This window comes from Micromonospora sp. NPDC047753 (genome assembly GCF_040642735.1).
Classification (GTDB): domain Bacteria; phylum Actinomycetota; class Actinomycetes; order Mycobacteriales; family Micromonosporaceae; genus Micromonospora.
On the sequence record NZ_JBEYSL010000230.1, the window covers coordinates 1 to 10187 of the forward strand.

The 10187-nt window shown below is 69.5% G+C and carries 10 protein-coding genes and 1 pseudogene; 4 read left to right on the forward strand and 7 right to left on the reverse strand.

What is annotated here, in order from left to right:
- Positions 1–538 precede the first annotated feature (538 nt).
- Positions 539–1249: an HAD family hydrolase gene (locus ABZ749_RS19720; protein WP_355008412.1), complete on the reverse strand. Its 711-nt coding sequence runs from the start codon at positions 1247–1249 to the stop codon at positions 539–541.
- 171 nt (positions 1250–1420) lie between these two features.
- Here ABZ749_RS19720 and ABZ749_RS19725 point away from each other — a divergent pair, with 171 nt between their 5' ends.
- Complete coding sequence (locus ABZ749_RS19725) at positions 1421–2065, forward strand: hypothetical protein (RefSeq protein WP_357229743.1); 645 nt, start codon at positions 1421–1423, stop codon at positions 2063–2065.
- Positions 2066–2093: 28 nt separating this feature from the next.
- On the opposite strand, the gene ABZ749_RS19730 is transcribed toward ABZ749_RS19725, so the two are convergent.
- Positions 2094–2672 carry a TetR/AcrR family transcriptional regulator gene (locus tag ABZ749_RS19730; RefSeq protein ID WP_354944538.1) on the reverse strand — a complete coding sequence of 193 codons (579 nt, stop codon included), beginning with the start codon at positions 2670–2672 and terminating at the stop codon, positions 2094–2096.
- A 177-nt stretch (positions 2673–2849) separates the two neighbouring features.
- Here ABZ749_RS19730 and ABZ749_RS19735 point away from each other — a divergent pair, with 177 nt between their 5' ends.
- On the forward strand, positions 2850–4049 hold the full coding sequence (locus ABZ749_RS19735) for a low temperature requirement protein A (protein ID WP_357229745.1): 1200 nt from the start codon (positions 2850–2852) through the stop codon (positions 4047–4049).
- Between the two features lie 9 nt (positions 4050–4058).
- On the opposite strand, the gene ABZ749_RS19740 is transcribed toward ABZ749_RS19735, so the two are convergent.
- On the reverse strand, positions 4059–4952 hold the full coding sequence (locus ABZ749_RS19740) for an RNA polymerase sigma-70 factor (RefSeq protein WP_357229747.1): 894 nt from the start codon (positions 4950–4952) through the stop codon (positions 4059–4061).
- A 179-nt stretch (positions 4953–5131) separates the two neighbouring features.
- On the opposite strand from ABZ749_RS19740, the gene ABZ749_RS19745 reads away from it, so the two are divergent.
- On the forward strand, positions 5132–5515 hold the full coding sequence (locus tag ABZ749_RS19745) for a DoxX family protein (protein WP_357229749.1): 384 nt from the start codon (positions 5132–5134) through the stop codon (positions 5513–5515).
- A gap of 116 nt (positions 5516–5631) precedes the next feature.
- Here the strand turns inward: ABZ749_RS19745 and ABZ749_RS19750 are convergent, their stop codons facing one another.
- A complete protein-coding gene (locus ABZ749_RS19750) occupies positions 5632–6231 on the reverse strand; it encodes a TetR/AcrR family transcriptional regulator (protein WP_357229751.1) in 600 nt (199 codons plus the stop codon).
- A gap of 99 nt (positions 6232–6330) precedes the next feature.
- On the opposite strand from ABZ749_RS19750, the gene ABZ749_RS19755 reads away from it, so the two are divergent.
- A complete protein-coding gene (locus ABZ749_RS19755) occupies positions 6331–7488 on the forward strand; it encodes an FAD-dependent oxidoreductase (protein ID WP_357229753.1) in 1158 nt (385 codons plus the stop codon).
- Positions 7489–7645: 157 nt separating this feature from the next.
- Here ABZ749_RS19755 and ABZ749_RS19760 read toward each other — a convergent pair whose 3' ends face one another.
- The 3 genes and pseudogenes from ABZ749_RS19760 to ABZ749_RS19770 all read right to left on the reverse strand — a co-directional run.
- Entirely contained in the window at positions 7646–8113 is a 468-nt protein-coding gene (locus tag ABZ749_RS19760) for a hypothetical protein (RefSeq protein WP_357229755.1), read from the reverse strand.
- 204 nt (positions 8114–8317) lie between these two features.
- The gene (locus ABZ749_RS19765; protein WP_357229757.1) at positions 8318–8908 is read right to left on the reverse strand and encodes a hypothetical protein; all 591 of its coding nucleotides are present in this window, start codon (positions 8906–8908) and stop codon (positions 8318–8320) included.
- Between the two features lie 206 nt (positions 8909–9114).
- A pseudogene (locus ABZ749_RS19770) lies at positions 9115–10134 on the reverse strand (glucosidase); the annotation flags it as partial.
- Positions 10135–10187: the final 53 nt, after the last annotated feature.

Genomic DNA, 10187 nt, shown 5'->3' on the forward strand with positions numbered 1-10187 from the left:
GTCGGGTCCAGCACCGGTACGCACAGTTCGGCGGTCACGTCCGGGCGTACCGGCAGGAGTGCGGGCGCGGCCGGGGCGAGCACGGCCGGGGCGACCAGACCCGCCGCCGCGCCGAAAAGGAGAGATCTGCGCTTCATGCCGCCATCCTGACAGTCGAACCGGCGCACGGTCTGCCCCGCTCGAACGTTTCGCGGGCCGGGTCAGGACCGGGTCCGCAACTACCCGGCCCTGACCCTCGGCCGTCCGGCAGGGAAGCGGACAGCTCCAGCACCCCGCCGCGCGGGCGTGACACGACGCCACACGCCGGAACGGGGCGAGCCAGCCACTTTCGCACTCAGCTCCACGGTGCCCACCAGCCGAACGCCGACGCGCCCCGACACACCCCGAAGGGCCGGCAGCGCCGAGCCAGGTTAGGCGCGCTCCGACCGGCCGGACAAGCCGCGTCGGACGACCGGCGGCAGGAGTGATCCCACGCTGAAAATCGGGCAGATTCGCGTAACGCGACCATGATCGCCGACGCTGTTGGGCTTCGGTACGGTCAGAAGTGGCGCAGCAGGTCCCGGAACGCGGCGAGCCGCAGCACCCCGCCGTCGGTCGGGTCCAGCTCGTCGTCCTCCAGGACCCAGGTGTTCTCGTTCGGAATGAACACCGCGTTCAACCCGGCGGCCCGCGCCGGCAGGATGTCGGACTTCGGGGAGTTCCCGATCATCCACGCGCCGTCCGGCGCGAAGCCGTGCTCCCGAGTGAGCCACCGGTACGTGTCGACGTTCTTCTCGGCGACGATGTGCGCCGCCCCGAAGTGGTGCAGCAGGCCGCAGGCGTCCAGCTTGCGCTGCTGCTCCTCGCGGTCGCCCTTGGTGAGCAGCAGCAACTCGTGCCGGCCGGCCAACTCGTCGAGCGCGTCGGCCACCCCGGGCATCAGCTCCACCTGGTGCTCGACGAGGGCCACCGCCAGCCGGTCGATCTCCTGACGTTCGGAGTCGGTGGCCGGCCGTTCGCGCAGCCGCTCCAGGCACTCCGCCAGGCTGCGCAGGAAGACCTTGCTGCCGTACCCGTGCGCCACCGCGTTGGCCCGCTCGATGTCGTCGAGGACGGCCCGCAGCGCGGCCCGGTCCAGGGTGGGGTGGTCCAGCCAGCCCAGGAAGTCGTCGATCACCCGCTCGAAGACGACGTTGTTCTCCCACAAGGTGTCGTCCGCATCAAAGATCAACACCTGCGCCTGTCGTCGCGCCGCCACGTCGACCGTCATGCCATGCCCTCCCCGTGCCACCGCCCGCCAGGCCGAGAGACAGGATAGGCGGGAGATCGATGTGAGATCTTCCGGATTTTCGTGAACCGTCGCGGCGCGACCGCCGTCATGCGGACGCGACATCCATGATGATTCCCGCCCAGGTTCGGGACGGCTGTTGAGGAGTACGGCATGGTCACCATGAAGTGGGTCACCGGCGCGGCGATGCTGGCCTGCGCCAGCGCGCTGGTGGCGTGCCAGGGCGGTGCGGACCCGACGCCGGGCGCCGCGGCGGGCACGCCGACGCCGTCGGGTGCCGTGACAGGCACGCCGACGCCCACGGCAGCGACGCCGACCACGTCGTCGGCGGAGGTGACCGACCCGCTGTTGTCCGGCAAGCGGGAGATCACCATCACCCGGGTGCGGGGGTCGGGGGAACCGTTGGAGATCAGCGGGCGGCTCGAGGAGGGCGGCGACACCGGTGGTCGCATCCTGTTCGTACCGACACCGATCGGCGGCGACCGGTACGTGATCAGGGCATTCGGCACCAGGGACGGCCACCCCGCGAACGACGATCCGTCCTGCTGGCAGGTCAACGGCCTGGACATCGAGCCCGAACTGACCATCGGGGTCGCCGTCTGCGACCAGGACGACCCGATCCAGCGGTTCACCATCATCGCCAAGGGCGACGGCACGTACGCGATCGGCAGCGAGACCCGGTTTCTCCAGCACCTCCCCGGCAACGGTCTCATTCTCAAGGAGTTGGGCAACGCCAAGCTGAACACCACGTTCCGGTTCGCCGACAAGGGCCCGGCCGACCGCGAGCCCCTCAACTGACCACGATCGACTGTGGGCCGTGCCGTGGTCACGGCCACCGCAGCAACCGCTGCGCGATCAGTGCCTCGCGGTCCTCCTGCCCCTCGGGTCGCAGCCGACCGCCGCGGGTGAGCATCACGACGCCGTGCAGCAGGCTCCAACCCACCTCGGCGAGGGTGTCCGGGTCCCGCCCCTCGGCCAGCGGGGTCAGGGCGGCCCGCAGTTCGGCGAAGACCGCCCGGGGCGCGGCCGGCACCCCGTCCACGCCGAGGGCCAGGTCGGGGGTCAGCGCGAGCATCGCGTCATAGACCTCGGGATTCGTGTACGCGAAGTCGAGGTACGCGGTCGCGACCGCCGGCCATACCCCCTCCGGGCTGCCGGTGGTCTCCGCGTGCGCCTCGGCGAGGTCGGCCGCCAGATCGGCGAAGGCGCACACCGCGACCGCGGCGATCAGCGCCTCCAGATCGGCGAAGTGCCGATAGATGTCGCCCATGTCGATCTCGGTTCGTTCGGCGAGCCGCCGGGTGGTCACACCCGCCCAGCCCTCCGTCTCGGCCAGCTCTCGCGCGACAGTGACGATGAGGTCACGCCGGTCCTGTTCAGTGGCCTTCTCGGCAGGTCCGGGCACGCCCACGAGCGTAAGCGCGCACACCTGCCGTAGCGGCCGGGTGACAGATTGGCGACTGTTGTGGTGGGGCGGCGCCTTCGCTCCACGTGCCACAGCCGCCCCTGGCTCGTTAGGCGTGGAGATCACCGCGACGGGAGGGCACGTGATCGCTCGGCGACATCGGCGCGTGGCGAGCCGATGAGGAACACTTCCGACGGCTTGTTGCGCAGCGAGACCACCCGCCAGCGGGCCACCTTCCTGGAGCTCTTCCTCGACCTGGTCTTCGTCTTCGCCCTGACCAGGATCTCCGCGCGGCTGATCACCGACTTCACCGACGGCCAACGCGGCGTGTACGCGGGCCTCGGCCAGGCTCTGCTGCTGTTCCTGGCGCTGTGGGCGGTCTGGTCGGTGACGGTGTGGTCGACCAGTTGGCTGGACCCGGACAACTCGATCGTCCAGGCCGTCATCATCATGACGTTGGTCGGTTCCATGACGATGGCCGTCGCCGTGCCGGACGGCTTCGGCGCACGGGCCTCCCTCTTCGCCATCACCCTGGTGACCCTCCAGATCGGCCGGGTGGTGTTCTTCCGCGTCGTCGGGCACGGCCGGCCGGACCCGCAACAGTCCATCCGGATCCTGTTCTGGTTCGGCGTGAGCGCGCCGTTCTGGATCGTCGGCGGGCTGGTCGGCGACGGCAGGGCGCGCGGGGCGCTCTGGACCCTCGCCGTACTGATCGACTACACCGGGCTGTTCCTCGGCTGGCCGACCCCCCGACTCGGCGCACGACGGCTCGGCGTCCAGACGATCGCGGCCGAGCACCTGGCCGAGCGGTACCAACAGTTCCTCCTCATCGCTCTCGGCGAGGCGATCTTCGTCATCGGCCTCGCCTTCAGCGGCAGCGAGTTCCACACCGACCAGACGGGTGGTTTCGTCCTGGCGCTGGCCAGCACCGTCCTGCTCTGGCGGATCTACTTCCACGTGGCGGGAGGGATGCTGGGCGCTGCGGTCGACCGTTCCCGTAACCCGGCCCGGCTCGCGACCGACATGGCGTTCGCCCACATGGCCATGATCGCGGGGATCGTGCTGACCGGCGTCGGCTTCGAACTGTTCATCACCGAGCCGCGCGGGCACGTCCCGGCGACCTGGCTCATCGCCATCTTCGGGGGCCCCGCGCTCTTCCTCGCCGGGCGATCGACGCTCGAATACCAGGTCTTCGGCCGGGTCTCCCGAAGCCGGATCGCCGGCCTGCTGACCCTCGGCCTGCTGACCCCGGCGGCACCGCACCTCCGGCCGCTCACCGCCGGCGCGGTTGCCGCCGTGGTGCTGCTCGGCATCGTCGCAGCCGACACGCGACGTTCCCGTCGACAACCACCGGATACACCCACTCCCCCGTACTAGGGCCTGCTCTCAGCGGCGCAGGGTGGTCGCCCGCCGCATGTGCGACAGCTTCTCGGGGTTACGCACGGCGTAGACCCCGCTGATCAGACCGTCGTCGATCCGCAGCGCAAGGACCGTGTCGACCGCGCCGTCGAGTCGCAGAAGCAGCGCCGGGTGACCGTTGACCTGGGTGGGGTGCAGCGACATGGTCGCGGTCCTGGCGTGTGCGCTGCACAGCAGACGGGCCACCTTGTCGGCACCGGCGACAGGCCGCAGCACGGCCTGCTTGATGCCGCCGCCGTCGCCGAGGAGCACGACATCCGGCGCGAGGACGTCGAGCAGGCCCTGCACGTCGCCAGTTTCGACGGCCCGCCGGAACGCGTCCAACGCCCGCCGCGTGTCCGCCGCCGAGACCGTCCCCCGGGGCCGGCGCGCGGCCACGTGCGCCCGCGCCCGATGCGCGATCTGGCGAACGGCGGCCGGACTCTTGTCGACCGCCTCGGCGATCTCGTCGTACCCGAGGTCGAAGACCTCGCGGAGGACGAACACCGCCCGCTCGGTCGGCGCGAGTGTCTCCAGCACCAGCAGCATGGCCATCGAGACGCTCTCGGCGAGTTCGACGTCGTCGGCGACGTCGGGTGCGGTCAGCAGCGGTTCCGGTAACCAGGAGCCGACATAGGACTCTCTGCGCCGGCCGACCGCCCGCAGCCGGTTGAGCGACAGTCGGGTGCTGATCCGGACCAGGTAGGCACGCTGGTCGCGCACCGCCGCGAGATCCGCGTCCGCCCACCGCAGCCAGGTCTCCTGGAGTACGTCCTCCGCGTCCGCTGCCGAGCCGAGCATCTCGTACGCGACGGTGAAGAGCAGGTTCCGGTGGGTGACGAACGCGTCGACGGCCCGGTCCCCCCGACCGTCCGCGCTCATGATTCCGCCTCCCGCGTCCATGCGCCCTCCAGTCTCACCGAACTCGACCGCGTCGCCCACCAGACACCGGCCGTGCGACTTCTGTGACACCGAGCCTCCGTGCTCCTCGTCACGTCACGAGCTGTCACAGCGCACCGGCCGGCGGTGTCTCCTGTGCGACTCGTCACGGAGGGAAACTCATGAACCTGGCACTGTGGATCGCGGCCGGACTGTTGGCCACCATTGCCCTGGCCGGCGGCATCACCAAGACTTTCGTACCCAAGCAGAAGTTGGCCGCACACAACGGCGGCGGATGGACCGGCGACGCCAGCGTGGGCTTCGTCAAGACCCTCGGGGTCCTCGAACTCCTGGCCGCGATCGGCCTCATCCTGCCCGGCGTACTCGACATCGCACCGGTGCTGGTGCCGGTGACCGCCATCTGCTGGGTCCTGCTGATGATCGGCGCGATGATCACCCACCTGCGCTACGGCGAGGCGCGGTTCATCGTGCTGAATCTGGTCTACCTCGCGATCGCCGCCTTCGTGGCCTGGGGCCGCCTCGGACCCGAGCCCTTCAGCGGCTGACCTGAGCCCGCTCCTGCCCCGGCCAACCGACGGTGCCCCGCTGGCCTCGCGCGATGACGTCGCGGACCGCGCCGCGGAGACGCACAGGGCGCGGAACTGCCGGGGCGGCGCGGCGCTCAGGAGGGCGCGACGGCGGGGAAGCCGTCGGTGAGCGCGCCGATCACCCGCCGGATCCGGTGGTCCGCCGTCGGGTCGGCGGGGCCGGTCAACGCGACGTGGTGCAGCACGCCGACCACCGCCAGGGCCAGTGCCTCGGTGTCGGCGTCGGCCGGCACGCGCCCGCGGGTCTGCTCGGCGGCCAGGTAGTCGGCGACCGCGCGTTCGATCCCCCGCAGCCCTGACATCCCACTGCCCAGCACCGCCTCGACGTTCGCCGTCAACTCCGGCCGGAACGCGGTCAGCCGGGTCAACGCCGTCAGCGTGCCCAGCGGTGTCGCCAGGACGGCCTGGCGCAGGTTGTCGGCGACAGTGCCGGACCCGGCGCGCTCCGGCAGGCCGGCCACCTCGCCGGTGATGTGGAAGACGCGGTCGACAGCGAACCCGGTCAGGAAGTCGTCGAAGGTCGAGAAGTGTGCGTAGAGCAGGCCGGTCGCGACGCCGGCCTCGCGCGTCACGGCCCGGCCGGTGAGCCGGCTCGGCCCTTCTTCAACGACCAACCGCTCGACGGCAGCGAAGAGCTGCTGTCTGAGCGCTGGGATGGCGACACCGCGCGGCATGACTGAAGTCTAGGCGGTTCCGCCGCCGCCGTTTGCGTCGGTATGAACAGTCGCTCATACTAGTTTGAGCAGGTGTTCATTCTAGCGGCGAGGTGCTCGATGCGACGTGCGGTGATCGTGGGTGCGGGGATAGCCGGGCTGGCCACAGCCCTCCGACTCCACCAGGACGGGTGGCAGGTCATCGTGGCTGAGCGAGCCCCGGCCCGGCGCAGCAGCGGGTACCTGGTGAATCTGATCGGGCCGGGCTACGACGCCGCCGAACGCCTCGGCCTGCTCCCCGCGCTCTCCGCCGCCGACCTGGGCCCGTTCACCACAGTGCTCGTCCACGCCGACGGTCGGCCCAAGTTCACAGTGCCGTCCGCCATCGCCGAGGCCGCACTCGGCAAGCGGGCCCTCTCGGTGTTCCGCGGCGACCTGGAAGCCAGCCTCTTCGAAGCGGTGCGGGACCGGGTCGACATCCGCTTCGGCACCACCGTCACGTCCGTCGAACAGGACACCGACCACGTACGCGTGGAGTTGAGCGACGGCACCACCGAGCAGGCCGACCTGCTGGTGGGTGCCGACGGGGTGCACTCCACCACCCGTACCGCAATGTTCGGCCCCGACTTCCGGGTGGACCTCCCGTACCTCGTGGCCGCCTTCGGGCTGCCGCACCCGGTGCCCGGCGTGCCCGAGTCGTCCGCCACCACCCACATTGGTCCCGGGCGCACCGCGGCGATGATCAACCTGGGCCCGCAGAGGTCGTCGGCGTTCTTCACCTATCGCAGCGCGGAGCCCGCCACCGACCTGCGACAAGGTCCGGTCGACGCGCTGCGGGCCGCATTCGGAGATCTGGCGGGTGGCGTGCCCGACGCGCTCGACCATCTTGCGCAGGACCCGGCCAGCGCCTACTTCGACGCCGTCAGCCAGGTGGTCATGCCACGCTGGAGCACCGGCCGCGTCGTCCTGCTCGGAGACGCGGCCTGGTGCGTCACGCTCTTCGCCGGACATGGCGCGGCCCTCGCCCTCGCCGGCGCCGACCACCTCGGCACCGCCCTGCGACGGCACGCCGACGACCTCCCGGCAGCACTCGCCGAGTGGGAGGCCGGACTACGCCCCGAGGTCGGCAAACGACAGGCACTCGCCCGCCGGGGCATGGCCCAGTACGCGCCACCCAGCCGATTCCACGTCTGGATGAGCGACCTGACCATCAGGGCGGTCACCCTGCCCGGCATCAGCAGTCTCGTCCGGCGAGGTATCGAACGGGCGAACCGCTGAGCGGTTCCCCGCGTCACATCGGTTGACGTGAAGCGCTTGAAGTTGGCCGACGCTTCATCCATGGCAGCGACGAGGGAAGGCCGGGAACGGGCGGAAAGCCCACGCCAGCGGTCGCCGCACCCGAAGATCATGCCGGGCCGGGCGCCTCGTCAGCTACCTACTGATCGAACAACGCCTTGATGCCATGGGTCTTGAGCAGTTCGGGCACGGGGTCCACGGAGCGCCGACGGCCGGGGTGCCAGATACTCCCTACATTGATCGACGCGTTGGGCCCCGGCACGTCGTAGGGACCGCCTCGGGGGTTGACCGCCAGGCTGGCCCCCCACATCCCCAGGTCCACCCAGCCCATGCGCTCGATCTCATCCCAGGCGTACGAACGTCGCAAGCCTTTGCGATCGCGGACCAGCAGCCCCAGGTCGTCAGCGAACACCGCGTTTCGTGAGCGCTGGAAGGCGACAATGATCCATCCGGCGCCAAACACCAGTGCGGTCCAGCTGAACAGGTCGAAGAGCACCCCGACAGCGATCATCACGAGCATGATCACGCCCGGTATCGCAATACCGGGCCAGACCCGCGACTGACCGAGGACCTGCAATTCGCCCACCGGCTTCACGGACTCCCCCATGGCCGATCACGATAGTAAATGTGTCGCCCATTCGGGCTCCGCGCGTCACACCGTTCGGCACGAAGCGCACTTGGTCAGGCACACCCCCGTCATGGCAACGGCAAAACACAAGGTTCTGTCCCAACTCGGACGGCACCTGCCTGTCATCGACCGTTGTCGCAGCCGGTGGTCACACCTGCCCGGGTAAGACTCCGGCCAGCTAGTTCAGCTCTGCCGGTTCGGGCTGGTAAGGGCATCCCATTCCTCGGCGCTGGAGATCGTCTGCCCGGCTGGCAGATAGAACGCTCGGCGCGGCGGATCGGCCACCGTAAACGGCTTGAACTCCGGATCCGCAAGTAACCGATAGACGAATTCCGTGGTGGATACGTCGAACCGGTGCCATGACGCCAGCGGGTCCTTGCGGGCGATCACCGGCCACCGATCGGCGTCCATCGAGCGGTCAGCCAGCCAGAAATACTCACCCTCGGTCTGGTCCGAGGCCCAGCGGACCAGACCCGGCCCCCGGTCCGGCTCATACAACCCGTATGGCGCCAGGAACTGGTCGATCATGTCGCCCTCGCGGTTGTCCTGCCGATACCTCCGCCACGTCCCGAGCAGTGACGACGAACCGTGCTCTGCCATCGGTGGCAGAACGTGCAGGTACGCCGAAAACGATCCCGGTCCGAAACGGTGACACAACTCATGGTGATCGTTCGGCAGCGCCACCCCAAGCTCGGACTCGACGTCGCCCCAGTCGCCCTCGATCGACTCCTGTCGCCATCCGGTCGCGTCAACGATCCGGTCAGTCCAGTTCATTGTCGTTCCTTCGCCTCAGCAGTTTCACGAACCAGGGACATTAGGGGTGACCGTGTTCACCACTTGGGCTGCCTGGGTCTTCTTCACCCGCTGTCCTCCGGTCTGGAGACAGACACGTCGGGTGGAGGCTAGGAACGGGCGATATACGGACCGGCATCACTCAGCTACTTTCCAGCGGCCGACCCCGGCAGACCTCCTCAAGGACGTCAGCGGCGGAGGGTGAGGATCAGGTCGGCCACCAGGGCCGTCCAGCCGGTCTGGTGCCAGGCGCCCAGGCCAGCCCCGTTGTCGCCGTGGAAGTACTCGGGGAAGGCGATCAGGTTGCGCCAGTCCGGGTGGGTCTGGAACATCTGAGCGGCACCGTAGATCGGCCGTCGACCCCAGTCGTCCTGGGTGAAGAGCGAGATCAGCCGGGCGGAGAGGTCGTCGGCGATCTCGTCCAGGGTGTGCTTCACCCCGGAGCGGGTCGGGTACTCCACCTGGAGGTCGTCGCCGAAGAACGCCGCGTAGTCGCGCAACGCGCTGATCAGCAGGAAGTTCGTCGGCATCCAGATCGGCCCGCGCCAGTTCGAGTTGCCCCCGAACAGTCCGCTGGTCGACTCGGCCGGCTCGTAGCCGACGGAGAACTCCTGCCCGCCGAGGTTGACCGAGAACGGCTTGTCCAGGTGCGCGCGGGACAGCGTACGGAGACCGAAGTCGGAGAGGAACTCGTCCGGGTCGAGCATCCGGGCGAGCAGGCGGACCACCTGCTCCGGGCCGACCATGGACAGCAGTCGCTGCTGCCGGCCGTCGGGGCCCAGCCGGCGGGTGCCGATCACCTGCGCGTACTCCGGGCGGTTGGTGAGGAACCAGCGCAGCCGGGCGCCCAGTTCCGGTAGGTGGTGCAGGGTCCGGGCGGTGAGCCGGGTGGTGGCGGCCAACGGCAGCAGCCCGACGACGGAGCGGACCTTCAACGGCACCTTCGTGCCGTCGGCGAGGCGCAGCACATCGTAGAAGAAGGCGTCCTCGTCGTCCCACAACCCCTGCTCGTACGCGGCGGCGGCGATGTACGCGAAGTGCTCGAAGAACTTGGTGGCGGTGTCCACCCAGGTCCTGTCGTGTTCGGCGAGCACGATCGCGATGTCCAACAGGTTGAGCGCGTACATGCCCATCCAGCCGGTCCCGTCGGACTGCTCCAGCACCCCGGCGACCGGCAGCGCCGCCGAGCGGTCGAACGGCCCGACAGAAGTTCGGCGAGTCGCCGCAGGTGCCGATCAAGGGCCACAGCAAGGTGAAGTCC